Origin of the sequence: Microbacterium sp. SMR1, from assembly GCF_003289625.1 — a bacterium.
GTDB classification, from domain to species: domain Bacteria; phylum Actinomycetota; class Actinomycetes; order Actinomycetales; family Microbacteriaceae; genus Microbacterium; species Microbacterium plantarum.
On sequence record NZ_QMBN01000004.1, the window covers coordinates 360551 to 378146 of the forward strand.

17 protein-coding genes are annotated in these 17596 nt (G+C 71.3%); 14 read left to right on the plus strand and 3 right to left on the minus strand.

Annotated elements, in window-relative coordinates:
- Positions 1 to 74: 74 nt before the first annotated feature.
- A complete protein-coding gene (locus tag DO944_RS14730) occupies positions 75 to 1277 on the minus strand; it encodes an NAD(P)/FAD-dependent oxidoreductase (protein ID WP_112617879.1) in 1203 nt (400 codons plus the stop codon).
- Between the two features lie 151 nt (positions 1278 to 1428).
- On the opposite strand from DO944_RS14730, the gene DO944_RS14735 reads away from it, so the two are divergent.
- Positions 1429 to 3159, plus strand: coding sequence for a hypothetical protein (locus DO944_RS14735; protein ID WP_146752073.1), 1731 nt, complete (start codon positions 1429 to 1431; stop codon positions 3157 to 3159).
- Positions 3160 to 3166: 7 nt separating this feature from the next.
- Here the strand turns inward: DO944_RS14735 and DO944_RS14740 are convergent, their stop codons facing one another.
- On the minus strand, positions 3167 to 4111 hold the full coding sequence (locus DO944_RS14740; RefSeq protein ID WP_112617881.1) for a Ppx/GppA phosphatase family protein: 945 nt from the start codon (positions 4109 to 4111) through the stop codon (positions 3167 to 3169).
- Positions 4112 to 4175: 64 nt separating this feature from the next.
- On the opposite strand from DO944_RS14740, the gene coaA reads away from it, so the two are divergent.
- The 10 genes from coaA (at position 4176) to DO944_RS14790 (ending at position 13028) form a co-directional block, all read left to right on the plus strand.
- Complete coding sequence (gene coaA / locus DO944_RS14745) at positions 4176 to 5132, plus strand: type I pantothenate kinase (RefSeq protein ID WP_378720060.1); 957 nt, start codon at positions 4176 to 4178, stop codon at positions 5130 to 5132.
- 93 nt (positions 5133 to 5225) lie between these two features.
- Entirely contained in the window at positions 5226 to 6440 is a 1215-nt protein-coding gene (locus DO944_RS14750; RefSeq protein WP_112617883.1) for a triacylglycerol lipase, read from the plus strand.
- Between the two features lie 37 nt (positions 6441 to 6477).
- Positions 6478 to 8328: a glutamine--fructose-6-phosphate transaminase (isomerizing) gene (gene glmS, locus DO944_RS14755; protein WP_112617884.1), complete on the plus strand. Its 1851-nt coding sequence runs from the start codon at positions 6478 to 6480 to the stop codon at positions 8326 to 8328.
- Between the two features lie 25 nt (positions 8329 to 8353).
- Complete coding sequence (locus DO944_RS14760; RefSeq protein WP_112617885.1) at positions 8354 to 8710, plus strand: holo-ACP synthase; 357 nt, start codon at positions 8354 to 8356, stop codon at positions 8708 to 8710.
- Positions 8707 to 9843 (plus strand): alanine racemase, encoded by a 1137-nt coding sequence (alr, locus tag DO944_RS14765; protein ID WP_112617886.1) that lies wholly within the window; start codon positions 8707 to 8709, stop codon positions 9841 to 9843. The genes DO944_RS14760 and alr overlap by 4 nt, the downstream gene beginning before the upstream one ends.
- A complete protein-coding gene (tsaE, locus tag DO944_RS14770; protein ID WP_112617887.1) occupies positions 9840 to 10343 on the plus strand; it encodes a tRNA (adenosine(37)-N6)-threonylcarbamoyltransferase complex ATPase subunit type 1 TsaE in 504 nt (167 codons plus the stop codon). The genes alr and tsaE overlap by 4 nt, the downstream gene beginning before the upstream one ends.
- Before the next feature lie 36 nt (positions 10344 to 10379).
- Entirely contained in the window at positions 10380 to 11042 is a 663-nt protein-coding gene (tsaB, locus tag DO944_RS14775) for a tRNA (adenosine(37)-N6)-threonylcarbamoyltransferase complex dimerization subunit type 1 TsaB (RefSeq protein ID WP_112617888.1), read from the plus strand.
- Positions 11039 to 11506: a ribosomal protein S18-alanine N-acetyltransferase gene (gene rimI, locus DO944_RS14780; protein WP_112617889.1), complete on the plus strand. Its 468-nt coding sequence runs from the start codon at positions 11039 to 11041 to the stop codon at positions 11504 to 11506. Before tsaB ends, rimI begins: the two co-directional genes overlap by 4 nt.
- A gap of 8 nt (positions 11507 to 11514) precedes the next feature.
- The gene (gene tsaD / locus DO944_RS14785) at positions 11515 to 12570 is read left to right on the plus strand and encodes a tRNA (adenosine(37)-N6)-threonylcarbamoyltransferase complex transferase subunit TsaD (protein WP_112617939.1); all 1056 of its coding nucleotides are present in this window, start codon (positions 11515 to 11517) and stop codon (positions 12568 to 12570) included.
- A complete protein-coding gene (locus DO944_RS14790) occupies positions 12567 to 13028 on the plus strand; it encodes a hypothetical protein (protein WP_112617890.1) in 462 nt (153 codons plus the stop codon). The genes tsaD and DO944_RS14790 overlap by 4 nt, the downstream gene beginning before the upstream one ends.
- Here DO944_RS14790 and DO944_RS14795 read toward each other — a convergent pair.
- Positions 13007 to 14242 (minus strand): class I SAM-dependent methyltransferase, encoded by a 1236-nt coding sequence (locus DO944_RS14795; protein ID WP_112617891.1) that lies wholly within the window; start codon positions 14240 to 14242, stop codon positions 13007 to 13009. The two genes, DO944_RS14790 and DO944_RS14795, sit on opposite strands and share 22 nt — an antisense overlap.
- Positions 14243 to 14384: 142 nt before the next feature.
- On the opposite strand from DO944_RS14795, the gene groES reads away from it, so the two are divergent.
- From groES to DO944_RS14810, 3 genes are all read left to right on the plus strand, one after another.
- Positions 14385 to 14681, plus strand: a complete 297-nt coding sequence (groES, locus tag DO944_RS14800; RefSeq protein ID WP_023954390.1) for a co-chaperone GroES — start codon at positions 14385 to 14387, stop codon at positions 14679 to 14681.
- Between the two features lie 122 nt (positions 14682 to 14803).
- Positions 14804 to 15745 carry an EamA family transporter RarD gene (gene rarD, locus DO944_RS14805; RefSeq protein WP_112617892.1) on the plus strand — a complete coding sequence of 314 codons (942 nt, stop codon included), beginning with the start codon at positions 14804 to 14806 and terminating at the stop codon, positions 15743 to 15745.
- Positions 15746 to 15918: 173 nt separating this feature from the next.
- Positions 15919 to 17277 (plus strand): ABC transporter substrate-binding protein, encoded by a 1359-nt coding sequence (locus DO944_RS14810; protein ID WP_112617893.1) that lies wholly within the window; start codon positions 15919 to 15921, stop codon positions 17275 to 17277.
- Positions 17278 to 17596 lie beyond the last annotated feature (319 nt).

Consider the following 17596-nt stretch of genomic DNA (forward strand, 5'->3'; position numbering starts at 1 on the left):
GACTGAGGGGAGGAAACGTCTTGACACCGCCTGAGCGAACCATCAGAATCCGCTCAGTATTTGCTGAGGAGCGCTCAGGCGATGCGTCCTCGCAACTCCGCCTCGTTGGTGGGCGCCTCGGCGAGGACGAGGCGTGCGGCATCCGTGGCATCGGCGACGTTCCAGAGCAGCACGCCGACCGGCGCGCCCGTCTCGTCGCGGTAGTACACCACTGTCCGCGGTCCGGATTCGTCGTCGCCGATCTCCACCACGAGGGTGTCGAGATCGGGGTCGAGCGTGCCGACCGCCTCCCACCGGACGCCGAACACCTGCGAGTAGAAGTACGGGGTGTGGCGGTAGGCCTCGCTGCTGCCCGCCATCGATCGCCCGGCCGCCCGGCCCATCTCCTGGGCGTTGTCCACGTGCTCGACGCGAGTGCGACCGAGCAGGCGGTCAGGGTATGACGCGATGTCTCCGGCCGCCCAGATCGCGTCATCGGTCGTGGCGAGGAACGCGTCGACGACGACCCCGTCGTCGACGGCGAGACCGGACTGTTCGGCCAGGTCGGTCACCGGCGAGACGCCGAGCCCGAGCACGACCGCGTCGCCTCGCACCCGCGATCCGTCGTCGAGCACGACCTCGAGGTCGTCGTCGGCCGACGCGTCCGTGACCACCTCCTCGACCCGGCGGCCGGGCACCAGGCGCACACCGGCGTCTCGGAACATCTGCTCGTACCGCTCGGCGAGCGGAGGGGGGAACGTGCCGTCGCCGAGCGTGGTGCTCGGGAAGACGAGGTCGACGTCCACGTCGTTCTGTACGAGGGCGGCGGCGAGCTCCGCGCCGATGTAGCCACCGCCGACCACGACGATCCGCTCGCCCTCGGCCGCGAGCTCCCGCAGCCGCCGGTAGTCGTCGGCGGAGCGGAAGAAGAGCACCCGGTCGCTGTCGGGTGCATCGACCTCGTGCGGACGCGAACCGGTCGCGAGGAGCAGCCGACGATAGCCGAAGCGCCCGCCGGCTTTGTCCTCGACCGTGCGCCCGTCACGGTCGATCGCGGTCACGGTGGTCCGCAGCCGGATCTCGGCGCCCGTGGCGTCGGCCGTGCCGAGCGGCACCTGATCCCAGGTGAAATCGGGATCGGTCCACAGCTTCTTGGTGAGTGCCGGGCGTGTGTACGGTTCGTCGACGTCGGCGCTGAGGATGCCGATGGTGCCGCTCTCGTCGAGCTCGCGGATGCCGCGGGCGGCCGCGTCGGCGACCATCCCGCCGCCGACGATGAGGTAGTCGTAGCTCTGCATCCGGCCACGCTAGGGGCGAGCGTGATCGGATCCCAGCGCGTGCCGCCGACTCCAGCCGAGCGTATGATGCGCGCGTTAACGGCGACGTCGCTCGGATTCGCTAGGATTTCGGCCGGTGCGGCAGCGGCCCGCCGAAGTCGAAGGGGCGGATGTGAGCCGGGGGCGAACATCGCGACGTCGAGCCCGGGTTCGTCCGGGCGTCGCGATCTGGTGGGATGCCGTGTCGAGCGGGCGGTTCTTCACACCCTGGAGCGCCCTCGTCGCTGTTCCGGTCTCCGCCGTCGTCCTCGCCCCCTACGCGACCGTCGACACGCCCCTGGAGCTGCTGTCGGCGCAGATCTCCGGCCTGCTCGTCGCGGTGATCCTGGCTGTGGCCCTGCTGCCGGTCGTGCTCGCGGAACGACGGATACCGTCATCGACAGCCCGCGGGGTGCTCGTGCTGGCGGCTCTCGTCGCCGCGGCCGTCGCACGACCCTTCCTCAACGACGCTCTGGCGGTCGGTGCGTTCGGCCTCGGAACGGACCCCGCGTGGAGCGAGCGCATCGTGACCAACATCGTCGCGTGGGTGAGCGTGCTGTCGCTCGTCGCCGTCACCGAACAGCTCTACGTCAGCTCGCGGACCGCGAGGACGCGCCTCGCCGACGCGCTACGGGCGGTGACCGACGAGCAGCGCCGCGCCGGTCGCTACGAACGGGACACGCGCGAGTTCCTCACGTCCGAGATCGGCGCCCTGCGCACCGCGCTGGCCGCCCTCGTCGCTTCCCCGCTCGACTTCGAGCGGGTGCGGGGTTTCTCCGACGAAGTCCGTTCGGTGAGCCACCGCGCCCGGGGCCGAGCGGGCCTCGAGCTCGCCGACATCGCTCCCGACCACGCGGCGCCGTCGGCGATCGAGACGGCGCGCACCGCGTTCGAACGACTGCGTCCGCCCGCGCCGGGCCTCGTCGGCGTGATCTTCGCTGCGGGGAGCGCCCCGTTCGCGCTGCGCACCGAGGGCCCCGTCTTCGCAGCGGTCCTCATCGTCGGCGTCTTCGCCCTGTGTCTCGTGGTCGACCGGCTCACCCGCGGCATCGCCTGCCGTTCGTCCGCGCGTCGACGCGGGAGACGCCTCGTCGGGCTGTGGCTCGGCGCGGGGATCGTGGTGGCTGCGGCGGCGGCGGTCATCGTGGGGCTGCCCAGCTTCATCCCCGTCATCCCGGCGATCGCGCTGCCGGGCATAGCGATCGTGGCGGCGCTGTGCGCCGAGGCGATTCACCGGGGCCGGGTCGAGACCCGTCGGCTGGGCCGGGCGCTGCAGGCACTCGTCCGCTCCGCCGCGGACCAGACCTCGAGCACGAGGCAGGACCTGACGCACGCCTCAGACGTTCTTCACAGCCGGCTCCAGAGCACGTGCGTGATCCTCGCGGCCCGGGTAGACGACGAGATCGCGACCGACGCCGACATCCGCGACTTCGAGCTCGCGATCGGCGCGGGGCTGACCGACGCTCTGGGGGCGGGTCGGCCCGGGGCGGCGCGAGCGGCGGACCTCGCGGAGACCGTGGCGATCTGGCAACCCGTGCTGACGGTGTCTTCCGCGGTGGATCCTGCTGCGACGATCGCCATGTCGGACGCCCTCGTGACCACCCGCGTCGTCGCGGTCGTGGCCGAGGGGCTCGTGAACGCGGTCAAGCATGCGGCGGCCCGTTCGGCCGACATCGAGGTGCGGGCCGCCGCCGACGGGGCATCCCTGTCGGTGCGCGTCCGCACCCCGGGGCGGTTGCGCAGCGACGCCGGTGCGGCGGCGGGCCTCGGCCTCGCCGGGCTCGGACCGTCGGCGCGGGTGTTCCAGAACGGCCGTGACGTCGTGCTCGAAGCGTCCGTGCCGGTCGGCGCGGAGGTCGTGTGATCGACGGTCAGGGGCGCGGAGCGCTCCATGACAGCGATTCGATGTAGCGGAGAAGGACTCCTTCGCGCAGCGCCCAGGGCGAGACCTCGAGCTCGTCGACGTCGAACGCGCGCATCGCCTCGTGCAGGACGACGGCGCCCGCGACGATCTGGAAGGTGCGGTCGGCGGTGATCCCCGGGAGCTCCTGCCGGGCGGATGCCGGGATGCGGGCGAGCCGCGGGATCCACGAGTTCAGCGCCGAGCGGGGCAGGGTCATCCGCTCGATCCCCGACCAGCCCGGCACCGGGTCGCCCGCGAGCTTCGCCAGCGAACGGATGGTCTTGGAGGAGCCGACGACGTGGTCGGGTCGAGGGCTGTCCGCCATCGACGCGACGATCGGCTTCAGGGTCGAGCGCGCGTGCTCCCGCAGGACGTCGACGGCATCCTCGCCCGGCGGGTCGGCGGGCAGGAACTGCACCGTCATCCGGCCTGCGCCGAGCGGCACCGAGGCGGCCGTGTCGGGCAGCTCGTCACTGCCGGCCGCGATCTCGAGAGAACCGCCGCCGATGTCGAACAGCAGGATCTCGCCCGCGGACCAGCCGAACCAGCGGCGCACTGCCAGGAAGGTGAAGCGCGCCTCCGACTCGCCGCCGAGCACCTGCAGGTCCTGCCCCAGAGCCTCCTCGATCGCGGCGATGACCTGCGGTCCGTTCGCGGCGTCGCGCACGGCGCTCGTGGCGGTGGCGAGGAGCTCGGCGACGTTGTCCGTGCGCGATACCGCGACCGCCTCGGTCACGGCCGCGACGAGGGCGCGGACGCCGTCGTCGCTGATCGAGCCGTCGGGCTCGAGATAGCGCATCAGTCGCAGCACCGTCCGCTTGCTCGTCCGGGCGAGGGGGCGCCCTCCGGGGCGGACATCGGCGACGAGCAGGTGGACGGTGTTCGAACCGATGTCGAGGACTCCCAGACGCACAGGTTCACAGTAGTGGCAGGCCGCCAGCGCCGCCGGGCTCCGGCCGGGGGTTACGATGAGCGCGATGTCCCCTGAAGATGTGCAGGCGCTGGCGCCGCTCGCTCCCGCCCTGTACCGCGAGATCGACCGCTCCGACTGGTCCCGGCTCGCGGCGGGCGTGACCCAGCCGCTGACCGAGACCGAGATCGTCCAGCTCCGCGGACTCGGGGACCGGATGGACCTCGGTGAGGTGTCGCAGGTCTACCTCCCGCTCAGTCGGCTGCTCTCGCTGTACGCCAGCGCGACCCGGCGCCTCGGGGCCGACACCGACGCGTTCCTCGGCGAGCAGGACAGCACGACGCCCTTCGTCGTCGGCGTGGCCGGATCGGTCGCCGTCGGGAAGTCGACCGTCGCGCGTCTGCTTCGCGAGCTGATGAGCCGCTGGCCCGGGACGCCCCGGGTGGAGCTCGTCACGACCGACGGCTTCCTGTACCCCAACGCCGAGCTCGAGCGTCGCGGGCTGATGGCTCGGAAGGGCTTCCCCGAGAGCTACGATCGCCGCGCGCTGATCGAGTTCCTCACCGAGGTGAAGTCCGGCGCCGCCGAGGTGCACGCCCCTTTCTACTCGCATATGCGGTACGACATCGTCCCGGACGCGCAGATCACCGTCCGCCGCCCCGACGTCGTGATCGTCGAGGGGCTGAACGTCCTGGCACCGCCGCCCGCGCCGCACGAGGTCGCCGTCAGCGACATGTTCGACTTCTCGATCTACGTCGATGCGGATGCCGAGCACATCAGTCAGTGGTACGTCGAGCGCTTCATGGCGCTCAAGGCGGGCGCATTCAACAACCCCTCGTCGTACTTCAACACCTTCGCCGACCTGGACGACGACGAAGCGGTGGCGATGGCGCGCGGCTTCTGGAACGACATCAACCTCCCGAACCTCGTCGAGAACGTCCTGCCGACGAAGCACCGGGCGACTCTGATCCTGCACAAGGGCGCTTCGCACGCCGTCGAGCGCGTGCTCCTGCGGAAGGTCTGACTGCCTCGACCCGGCGTTCTGTCAGCGAGTGCTCGCTAAGCTCCGGTGTCTTCTGTTACGCACCCGTCACCGCAACCTGCTAGGTATGGATCCATGGAACTGGGGCGGCGTTCGCGCGCGCTCGTGCGCGGTGCGTTACGCGCGCGCTCGCGGCTGCGCCGCCGGCGGTCCCGGTGGCGGTCCCTCGTCGCGCTGAGCACGGTCGTCGTGCTCGCGGCGACTGCGACCCTCGCTCCCGCGGCGGCGTCGTCCGCGTTCGCGCCTGCGGCAGTGGCCGGCCCGGCCGTGGCGCTCGGCGACCGTGTCGTGCGGCTGAGCGAGCAGGCGGAACCGGACTCGCGGGCGGTGCTGCTCGTCCACGGGTGGCTGAGCACCGTCCTCCCCGACGCCGACGGCCAGCGCTCCTACGCCCGGTCGCCGTTCGCTCGCCCGGTGCAGTGGCGCGACGGTTCCGGTGCGCCGGTGGCGCGGGGGATGACGGCGTCGCTGCAGCAGCGGCTCGAAGCGCGGCCGGGGGTCGCCGTGTACGCGTTCGACTATTCCGCGAACTCCGCCGGGTGGGTCGGCTCGACCGGTTCGGCCGACAATCTCGCCGCCGCGATCCGTTCGATAGCCGACACCGTCCACGGCCCCGTCGACGTCGTGACCCATTCGATGGGCGGGCTGGCCCTGCGGTACGCCCTGCGCGACGCCCCGGACATCGCCGCGCTCATCGGCGAGGTCGTCACGGTCGCCGCTCCCACGCAAGGCTCGGACATCGCCAATGTCGCGGTCGACATCGCCGGGGCTATCCGCGCCACGATGTCGACGGTGCCGGTGCTGCAGAACCTCGTGCTGCCCTGGATCGGCGCGGTCTGCAACAAGCAGCTCGCGGATGACGCGCGCGGCGGCTGCGATCTGCCACCCGTCATCCGGACGGGTATCGCCGCCCTCGGCCCGGCAGGTACGTCCCTGCGCGCCGGGTCGGCGGAGCTCGCCGATCTGCCCGACTGGCCGGCGGGTCTGCACGTGCACGCGATCGCGGCGTCCGCCGTCGTCGCGATGCCGCTCCCATCGGGGAAGACCGGGGAGGCCCGCCTCGGCGACGGTCTGGTCGCCGAGACGTCCGCCCTCGCCGGAGCGGCGGACACGACGGTGGTCACATGCCGCACGGACCTCCCGCCCGGCGTCGGCGGAGTCGGGATGATCCTGTCGGGCCAGGTCGCCGCACCGCCGTTCGGCGGCGCGTGCGGGCACGACGCGGTCTTCTCCAATCTCGAGGTGGTCGACGCCGTGCTAGCAGCGTTGCGCGGGCCCGCGTCCGGCTGAGCTCGAGCGCCCGGGCTCCCGATCTAGGATGGACCCCATGTGCGGAATCATCGGCTATGTGGGTCCTCGTCCCTCGCAGGACATCCTCATCTCGGGTCTGGCCCGCCTCGAATACCGCGGCTACGACTCCGCCGGCATCGCCGTCATCGACGGCGAGGGCGGTCTGGGAACGCGCAAGCGCGCGGGCAAGCTGCAGATCCTGCGCGACGACCTGGCGGCGCACCCCCTGGCCGACGGCACGACCGGGATCGGCCACACCCGGTGGGCGACGCACGGCGGCCCGACCGACGCGAACGCGCACCCCCACCTGGCCGACGACGACAAGCTCGCGGTCATCCACAACGGCATCATCGAGAACTTCTCCGAGCTGAAGTCCGAGCTCGTCGCCGAGGGCCACACCTTCCGCAGCGAGACCGACACCGAGGTCGCCGCTGTGCTGCTGGGCCGCGAGTACCGGGCATCCGGCGATCTGGTCGAGGCGTTCCGCGCGACGGTGTCGCGCCTGGAGGGGGCATTCACGCTCCTGGCCCTGCACCGCGACCAGCCCGGTCTCGTCGTGGGCGCCCGCCGCAACTCGCCGCTGGTGATCGGCCTCGGCGACGGCGAGAACTTCCTCGGCTCCGACGTCGCCGCCTTCGTCGAGCACACCCGCCACGCGCTCGCGATCGGCCAGGACGAGATCGTCGCGATCACCCCACAGGAGGTCACGGTCACCGACTTCTCCGGTGCCGCCGTCGACGTCGAGCCGTTCGAGGTCGTATGGGATGCCGCCGCCGCGGACAAGGGCGGCTGGTCGTCGTTCATGGCCAAGGAAGTCTCGGAGGAGCCCGAGGCCGTCGCGAACACCATCCGCGGGCGCGTGCACGACGGTCTCGTGCAGATCCCCGAGCTCGACGGCCTCGACGAGCTGTTCACCGGCATCGATCGCGTCATCGTCATCGCGTGCGGCACCGCCGCGTACGCCGGCATGGTCGGCAAGTACGCCCTCGAGCAGTGGGCGCGCGTTCCCGTCGACGTCGAGCTCGCCCACGAGTTCCGCTATCGGGATCCCGTCATCGGCCCGCGCACGCTCGTCGTCTCGATCAGCCAGTCGGGCGAGACGATGGACACGCTCATGGCAGTCAAGTACGCCCGCGAGGCCGGCGCGAAGACGCTGTCGATCTGCAACACCCAGGGCGCGACGATCCCGCGCGAGTCCGATGCCATCGTCTACACCCACGCCGGTCCCGAGGTCGCCGTCGCGTCCACGAAGGCGTTCGTCGCGCAGATCACCGCGCTGTACCTGCTGGCCCTGCACGTTGGCCGTGTGCGAGGTGCGCTGAGCGCTGAGGCGATCGCCGAGCAGGTCGCTCAGCTCGAAGCGGTGCCCGAGAAGATCGCCCGGGTGCTCGCGAGCGAGCAGGAGCACATCGAGCAGTTCGCCCACTGGATGGCCGACACCCGCTCGGTGATCTTCCTCGGCCGTCACGTCGGCTACCCGATCGCGCTCGAGGGCGCGCTCAAGCTCAAGGAGATCTCCTACATCCACGCCGAGGGCTTCGCCGCCGGAGAGCTCAAGCACGGCCCGATCGCGCTCATCGAGCCCGGTCAGCCGGTGTTCGTCATGGTGCCCTCGCCGACGAGCTCGCCGCTTCTGCACGCGAAGGTCGTGTCCAACATCCAGGAGATCCGTGCCCGCGGCGCGCGCATCATCGCGGTCGCCGAAGAGGGGGATGCCGCCGTCCTCCCGTTCGCCGACGAGGTGCTGCGCATCCCGCTCGCCGAGCCGCTGTTCGAGCCCCTCCTCGCGGTCGTTCCGCTGCACATCTTCGCCATGGGCCTGGCCACCGCCAAGGGCCTCGACGTCGACCAGCCGCGCAACCTCGCCAAGTCGGTCACCGTCGAGTGAGTCCGTCGGGCTGGAAGGGGATGCCGTGATCGTCGGCATCGGCGTCGATCTCGTCGACGTCCCGCGCTTCGAGCGCTCGCTCGAACGCACCCCTCGCCTGCTCGACAGGCTCTTCTCGCCCGCCGAGCGCGCCCTCAAGCCCCGGTCCCTCGCGGCCCGGTACGCCGCGAAGGAGGCGCTCATCAAGGCCCTCGGCGGCTCGGAGGGCGTGCACTGGGTCGACATCGAGGTGGCGTCGGAGTCTTCGGGGCGTCCGGTCTTCGCCCTCACCGGTGAGACGGCCGCCACGGTGGCCGCACGGGGCGTGACGGCGGTGCACCTGTCGCTCTCGCACGATGCGAACCTCGCCACCGCCTACGTGATCGCCGAGGCCGCATCGTGACCGTACGCCCGCTGCGCGAAGCCCTCATCGACGTCGAGGCGATCGAGCACAACGTCCGTCATCTGCGGCGTCTCGTCCAGACCGAGATCATCGCCGTCGTGAAAGCCGATGGTTACGGGCACGGCGCCGTGCGTGCGGCGACCGCGGCCCTGTCGGGTGGCGCGACGCGACTCGGCGTGGCGGACATCGCCGAGGCCGTCGCCCTGCGCCGAGCGGGAATCACCGCACCCATCGTCGCGTGGCTGCACGCGCCCGGCGCGGATTTCCGCGAGGCGGCCGAGCACGGCGTCGAGCTCGGGATCTCGAGCTTCGCGCAGCTGCAGGCCGCCGCGGCGGCAGCGTCCGTCGGGCGCTCCGTCGGTGTGCACCTCAAGGTGGAGACAGGGCTCGGGCGCAACGGCGTCGAGCCGCGCGAGTGGCAGCGCGTCTGCGCGGAGGCGGCGAGACTCGAGCGCATCGGCCAGCTGCGCGTCATCGGCGTCTTCAGTCACCTCTCCAACACGAGCATCGAGGACGACCGCGCCGCGCTCGCCCGATTCCACGACGCTCTCGCTGAGGCGAGCGCGGCGGGGGTGCATCCGCCGCTGCGCCACATCGCCGCGTCGAACGCGGCGATCGCGCTGCCCGAGACGCGGCTGAACTGCGTCCGCCTGGGGCTCGCGATCTACGGACTCTCTCCGCTTCCGGGTCGCTCCTCGGCAGACCTCGGGCTGCGGCCGGCGATGACCCTGCGCACCTCGGTCGCCGCGGTGCGACGCGTGCCGGCCGGCCAAGGCGTGTCCTACGGCTACACGCACCGCACCGCGTCCGAGACGACGCTCGCCCTGGTCCCGCTCGGCTATGCCGACGGCGTGCCCCGGCAGGCCTCCGGCCGCGGGCCGGTGGTCATCGGCGGCCGGCGGTTCACGGTCTCGGGCCGGATCGCGATGGACCAGTTCGTCGTCGACGTCGGTGACGCCGACGTCTCGATCGGCGACGAGGTCGTGCTCTTCGGCGACCCTACGCTGGGTTTTCCGGCCGCCGCCGACTGGGGTGATGCTGCGGACACGATCGATTACGAGATCGTCACCCGTATCGGCCCGCGGGTGCACCGCACGGCGGTATCGTCCGAGATGACGGGAGGCCTGCGATGAGCGGAATGGACGACTACCTCGGCGAACGCGAGGTGACCTCGGCCGACGAGATGGAGGCCTGGGGGAGGGAGATCGGATCGCGGCTCCGCGCCGGCGATCTCGTCGTCCTCACCGGGCCTCTCGGCGCCGGCAAGACGACGCTGACCCGGGGGATCGGCGCCGGCCTCGGCGTCCGCGGACCGATCCAGAGTCCGACCTTCGTCATCGCACGCACCCACCCCTCGCTCGTCGACGGTCCGCCGCTGATCCACGTCGACGCCTACCGCCTGGGGTCCCCGGAGGAGCTGTCGGACCTCGATCTCGACCTGGACGCCAGTGTCACGATCGTCGAGTGGGGACACGGCATGGTCGACGGTCTTCGCGACAGCTGGTGGGAGATCGAGCTCGAGCGGGGCTGGAGCGGCACCGGGCTCGACAACGCCTGCGGCACGAGCGGCCCGGCGGCAGCGGAGATGGCCGACGCGGCCCCGCGCCTCGTGACGGTCACGCGACGCCCCTGAGCGCGAGGCCGCACGGCCCGGGCTACCCTGGGTGACGTGATTCTGGGCATCGACACCTCGATCGGCACGGCCGTCGCGATCGTCGACCCCGCGGGCCGTGTCCTCGCCGAGGTCGTCAGCCGCGACCCCCGCGGTCACGCCGAGGTCATCGGCGATCTGCTCGTGCGCGTCTTCCGCGAAGCGGGGGTCGACCCCGTCGAGATCACGGCCGTCGCCGCAGGCATGGGGCCGGGTCCGTTCACGGGACTGCGGGTCGGGATCGCGGCCGCGCGGGCGTTCGCCCTCGGGCGCGGCGTCCCCCTGATCGCGGTCGCGAGCCACGATGCGGCGGCGCGCGCACACGTCGATCCCGCGTACGCCACCGCCGGCGCGGCTCCCGTCGAGGGCGAGCCGGTCGCGATCGTGACCGATGCCCGCCGTCGCGAGGTCGCCGTCTCGATCTATCGCGTCGAACGGGGGATGCCGGTGCGCCTCACCGACGCGCATCTCGTGCCGCGCGCGTCGACCGAGCCCCTCGCCCTGTTCGGAGCTCCGGCCTCCGAGCTGCCGGAGACGACATCCATCAGTGCCGCAGCCCTCGCCCGGATCGCGGCCGAACGGCTGTCCGCCGGCGCCGCCGACGCGTCGGCCGCCGAGCCCCTGTACCTCCGCGCCCCGGACGTGACGGTGCCGGCCGGACCGAAGAAGGTGGGCACGTGAGCCTGCGGACCGCGACCGGTGACGACCTCGACGCGATCATGGCGCTCGAGCAGGCGTCGTTCCCCACCGATGCGTGGAGCCGCACCGCCATGTCCGCAGAGCTCGCCTCGCCGCACGGGCGCTACCTCGTCGACGTCGAGGACGATCGCGTCGTCGGTTACGGCGGTGTCCGGTCGGTGCGGGGCGCGGATGACGCCGACATCCAGACCATCGCCCTCGAACCGTCCCGGCGCGGCACCGGTCGCGGCCGAACCCTGCTGCGGGCGCTCATCGCCGAAGCCCGCGACCGCGGCGCTCGCGAGCTCTTCCTCGAGGTGCGCGCTGACAACCCCGTCGCCCAAGCGCTCTACGTCTCGGAGGGGTTCGTCGAGATCGCCCGCCGTCCGCGGTACTACCAGCCCGACGACGTCGACGCGATCATCATGCAGCTGAACCTCCGCGGTGAGGGAGGGACCGACCGGTGACCACCGACCTGACCCGCTCCGAACCCCTCGTGCTGGGGATCGAGACCAGCTGCGACGAGACCGGCATCGGCATCGTCCGGGGGCGCACGCTGCTGTCGAACACGATCGCGAGCTCGATGGCCGAGCATGCCCGTTACGGCGGCGTCGTGCCCGAGGTCGCCGCGCGCGCCCACCTCGAGGCGCTCCAGCCGGCGATCGAGGCCGCCGTGGCCGAAGCGGGTGTCTCGCTGCAGGAGCTCGACGCGGTCGCCGTCACGAGCGGCCCAGGGCTGGCCGGCGCGCTCATGGTCGGCGTCGGGGCTGCGAAGGCCCTCGCCGTGTCGCTCGGGAAGCCGCTCTACGCGGTCAACCATCTGGTCGGTCACATCGCGGCCGACATCCTGACCGGTGACGACGTCGAGTACCCGACCGTCGCCCTCCTGGTCAGCGGCGGACACACCTCGCTCCTCCTCGTCCGCGATCTGGTCTCCGACGTCGAGATGCTCGGCGAGACGATGGATGACGCCGCCGGCGAGGCCTTCGACAAGATCGCCCGCATCCTCGGTCTGCCCTACCCCGGGGGCCCCGAGATCGATCGCGCCGCAGCCAGCGGCGACCCCGACGCCATCCGATTCCCGCGCGGACTCTCCCGAGCGTCCGACCTGGCCGCGCACCGGTACGACTTCTCCTTCTCCGGGCTGAAGACCGCCGTGGCGCGCTGGATCGAGCAGTGCGAGGCGGCGGGCGAGTCCGTGCCCGTCGCCGACGTCGCGGCATCCTTCCGCGAAGCGGTCGTCGACGTCCTCGTGACCAAGGCGCTCGACGCGTGCGCGCAGCACGGCGTGCCCCGGCTGCTCCTCGGCGGCGGCGTGATCGCCAATCGCCGGCTGCGCGAGGTCGCGCTCGAACGAGCCGCCGCCGCGGGCGTCGCGGTGCGCATCCCGCCGCTGAGCCTGTGCACCGACAACGGGGCGATGATCGCTGCGCTCGCCGCCGAGCTCATCTCCTCGGGCGCCGAGCCGTCGACCCTCTCGTTCGGCGCCGACTCGACGCTTCCGGTCACCGAGATCCAGGTACGCGGGTGAGCGACGACCGTCGGCGCAGTCGGCGCCCCGCCGTGGCAGCGCCGACGGATGACGTCGCGTCGGCTCCCGAGGCCGCGAGGCTTCCAGGCGAGCACCGCGGCGGGTTCCAGCGCGAGTTCACGCAGCCGACACCGCTGCTGAGCAGCCCCGAGGTCGGCCCGCGCGCCGAGCCCGCTGCGTCGCAGCCGCGCGTCGAGTGGGCCCCGGCGCCCGAAATTCTGCCGCGGTCGGGGGCGTGGGCGCTGGCCCTGGCGATCGTGGCGCTCGTACTGTCGCTGTTCGTCGGGTGGGCGTTCCCGCTGGGTATCGCAGCGGTCGTGATGGCGGTGCTGGCGCTGCGCCGACCGTGGGAGCGTCGCGGGGTCGCGGTGTGGGCGCTCGGCCTCGCCGCGTTGTCGATCCTCTACAGCGCGGGCTGGCTCGTCTGGGCGGCGGCTCAGGCCGGGCTGCTGGACTGAGCCCCGTCGCCGGGGTGGCCCTCACCGTCCTCGACGCGGTCGGCGAGGACGGCCACCCGGCGGTCTCCGACGCGCGTGAGGAAGAGGGTCGCCGACGCGGTCCCCGACAGGCTCAGCTTCTTGCGGAACTGCGCAGGATCGATGTCGACCCCGCGCTTCTTGATCTCCAGGATGCCGATCCCTGCGCGCTTGAGCGCGGCGCCGATCTCGCGGGTCTTCAGCGGCAGGACCTCGCGCACCCGGAACGTCGTCGCGAACGCGCTGGTACGCCCCGTGTCGGAGGTCATGTACGCCGTGCCGCCGGCGAGCATCCCCGCGTCGAGGGAGCGGGCCACGTCGCCGATCAGTCGAGCGCGGATGACGGCGCCGTCGGGCTCGTGCAGGTAGGCGCCCAGATCGCGCGGATCGACATCCGGAGCATCATCGGCGGCGGTGAGCTCGGCGGCACGATCGCCGCGGATCACGAGGGCGGACCGCCGTACGCCCGGGCGAGCGAGAGCGCCCCACCACAGGACGAGCTCGATCGTCGAGCCGTCCGCGCTGATCCACTGCGCCTCGCCGTCGGCGGGAAGGTCGTCGCGGTCGAACGCAGGGCCGAGCTTGATGCCCGTCGGCATCCGACCTGCGAGGTCGAAGGCCCACTCGAGCGACGGCGTGTAGTCGGATGCCGCGATGCGCCGCGTCTCGCTGTGGCCCGAGGTGCGGCGAGCGGGGTCGAGCCAGACGGCATCGACGCCGTCGAGATCGGTCTCCTCCGCCCGCCCGTGGCGCACGCGAGCGGCTGCACCGAACGGGGCGAGGTTGTAGGCGGCCAGGGCGGCGGTGATCTCGTCTGCGTCGACGGCCAGGACCTCGAGTCCGATGCCGGCGAAGCCGAGCGAGTCGCCGCCGATGCCGCAGCCGAGGTCGGCGACGCGGGCGATGCCGGCATCGCGGAACCTGCCGGCGTGGCGGGCAGCGACAGCGAGACGCGTAGCCTGCTCGAGGCCGGCCCGGGTGAACAGCATCCGATCGGCGAACGGACCGAACTTCGCCCGCGCGCGCTCGCGCAGCCGCGCTTGCCCGACGACGGCCGACACGAGGTCGGGGGAGAGACCCTCGCGTCGCAGCCGCGACACCGCCGACGCGGCATCCGCCGTCGACGAGATCCGGAGGGAGTCGACCAGTCGGAGTCCCTCAGGGGTCAGCAACGCGGAGAGCTCGGCGTGATCCACCACGACAGCCTACGCGGGGCGGCGCGGCCGGTTCAGGGACGTTGGCACTCGCGTTGCGTGAGTGCCAACGTCCCCCTAGACTCGGAGTTGGCACTCTCAGGGTGAGATTGCCAACAAGTCTTGTCGAAGAAAGAGGTAGACCGTGTCGGTTTCCATCAAGCCGCTCGAGGACCGCATCGTCATCAAGCAGGTCGAGGCCGAGCAGACCACTGCGAGTGGTCTGGTCATCCCCGACACCGCCAAGGAGAAGCCCCAGGAGGGCGAGGTCGTGGCGGTCGGCCCCGGCCGCATCGATGACAACGGCAACCGTGTTCCGCTCGACGTCGCCGTCGGCGACCGCGTGATCTACAGCAAGTACGGCGGAACCGAGGTCAAGTTCGGCGCTGACGAGTTCCTCGTGCTCTCGGCCCGCGACGTCCTCGCCGTCGTCGTCCGCTGACGCAGAGCTCTTCCACGAAGGCCCGGGTGCATCGCATCCGGGCCTTCGTCATGGCAGGAGGGCGGCGGCGGATGGCAGTCCGTCGTGGCCTCGCCGTGTCATGACCGTCCTATGCTTGGCTCGTGACACCCCTCGATCCCGCCCGTGAACGCTCGCTCGGCGGGATCTACGCTTTCTCGGCGTACGTGCTCTGGGGCTTCATGCCCCTCTACTTCCTCACGCTCGCCCCGATGGGGCCGTTCGAGGTCGTGTCGTGGCGCATCCTGTTCTCGCTGGTGTTCTGCGCGATCCTCCTCACGGTGCTCCGGGCCTGGGGCAAGCTGATCGCGATCCTGCGCACGCCGCGCCTGGTGCTGTGGACCATCGTGGCTGGGCTGCTCATCTACGTGAACTGGCAGGTCTTCCTCATCAGCACCCTCACGGGGCACGTGATCGAGGGGAGCCTCGGGTACTTCATCAACCCGATCGTCACGGTGCTCCTCGGCGTCCTCGTCCTGAAGGAGCGGCTGCGGGTGGCCCAGTGGGTCGCGATCGGCATCGCCGCCGTCGCGGTCGGCGTCATCGTCATCGGCTACGGGGCCTTCCCGTGGATCGCCCTGACCCTCGCCGCGAGCTTCGGCACCTACGGACTGGTCAAGAAGCAGATCGGGCCCTCGGTCGACGCCGTCAGCGGCCTGACCCTCGAGTCGCTCTGGCTGGCGCCCGTCGCGATCGTGCAGGCGATCATCGTCGCGGTCACCGGCGGGCTCGTGTTCGGCTCGGTCAGCCCCGGCCACACCGCGCTGGTCACCCTCGCCGGGGTCGTCACCGCCGTGCCCCTGCTGTTCTTCGCCGCCGGCGCCCGTCGCAGCAGCCTCACGGTGATCGGCCTGCTGCAGTTCGTCGCGCCGATCCTGCAGTTCATCACGGGAGCCTGGATCCTCGGCGAGCCGATGCCTCTCGAGCGCTGGATCGGCTTCGGGCTCGTCTGGCTCGCCCTCGTCGTGCTCAGCGTCGACTCGCTGCGCGCCGCTCGTCGTCCGAAACGCGTCGACGAGGCATCCGACGTCGCCCCCGTCGTCTGACGTGGCACCGGTCCCACGCGCGTCATCGCGCGAGACGCGGCGGGCCGGAAGTAACGATTAGGTCGCGTAACAGACCGTTAACACATCGCAACATCCCTGATGCAGCGGCACCACTAGGTTTGACCCAACCTCGCGGGGCTTCGGTGCCGCGTTCCCACTCATCAAGGAGCACAATGGGCGTTCTCACCCGTTCCCGCACCGCGAAGGTCCTCGGCGGTATCGCCGTGATCGGCGCGAGTGCCCTCGTCCTCGCAGGCTGTGCCGGAGGCAGCGAACCGGCTGCATCGGGTGACGCCGAAGGGAACTCCTCGGCCGATTTCCCCATCGACTGCGAAGCGGCCGAGCCGGCGTCGTACACCCCCGAGTACACCTCGACCTCCACCGGTCCCGGCACCGACCTCACCTACACGATCGGCACGGCTCTGCCCGTGACCGGCAACCTCGCCTTCCTCGGCCCGCCCGAGATCTCGGCGACCGAGTTCGCCGCATCCGAGATCAACGCCGCGGGCAAGGGCATCACGATCGACCTCAAGCAGGGCGACTCGGGTGACACCGACAACAAGGCGTACGAGACGGAGATCCCGCGACTGCTGGGCGAAGGCGCCACGGCGATCATCGGCGCGGCATCCTCGGGCACGTCGCTGCAGTTCATCGACCAGGTCATCGCCGCCAACGCCATCCAGTTCTCGCCGGCGAACACCTCGGCGGCCTTCACCGGCTACGAGGACAAGGGTCTCTACTGGCGCACCGCTCCCTCGGACGTCCTGCAGGGCGAGGTGCTCGGCAACCTGATCGGCGCCGACGGCAACGAGACGCTCGGCATGATCGTCCTCAACGACGCCTACGGCACCGGCCTCGCGTGCTTCACCAAGGCCGCCTTCGAGGCTGCCGGCGGCGAGGTCGTCGCGACCTCGCTCTACAACACCGGTGACACGAACTTCTCGGCCCAGGTCGAGGACGTGCTCGCAGCCGGCCCGGACGCGATCGCCCTGATCACGTTCGAAGAGGTCAAGACGATCATCCCCGAGCTGATCGGTGCCGAGGTAGCCCCCGAGCAGCTGTACCTCGTCGACGGGAACCTGGCGAACTTCGGCGACGACTTCGAAGCCGGCACCATGGCCGGCGCGAAGGGCACCTACCCCGCCGTCGACCCCGCGTCGATCGCAACCTTCCGCGACAACCTGCAGGCGTTCTGGACCGGTGCCGGCAACGCCGAGCTGCAGGACTTCACCTACGGGCCGGAGTCGTATGACGCCGTCGTGCTGCTGGCCCTCGCGGCGCTGCAGGCCGGATCGACGGCCGGCCCCGACGTCGCCGCGAACCTGCAGGCGGTCTCCGGCGGCTCGGGCGAGGGCACGAAGTGCACGACCTTCGCGGAGTGCGCCGACCTGATCATCGCCGGTGAGGCCGCGGACTACGACGGTGTCTCGGGCCCGATCACCTTCAACGAGGTGGGCGACCCGACGGAGGCATCCATCGGCGTCTTCGAGTACGGCGACGACAACAACTACGAGTTCGTCCGCGTCGGCTGATCCCCGCGCACGAGGGCCCCGGTCTCCCGGCCGGGGCCCTTCGTCGTGCGCGGGGTTGGGTTGGGTTGTCAGTTTGTGCCCCTTCATATGCCACGAGTAGGCGCGAGCTGCCAGGTGAGCCCTGCGCCGGGGCTTGGGCTTGGGCCTGGGTCTGGGTCTGGGTCTCGGTCCGGGTCCGGGTCTGGGTCTGGGCGTGGGTCGGGGTTGGGCTTGGGCTTGGGTTGGCACTATGTGCCCCTTCGCTGAGTCTGAGTGGGCGTGAGCTGTCAACTGAGCCCCGTGCCCGAGCTTGGGTTGACACTTTGTGCCCCATCCGGAG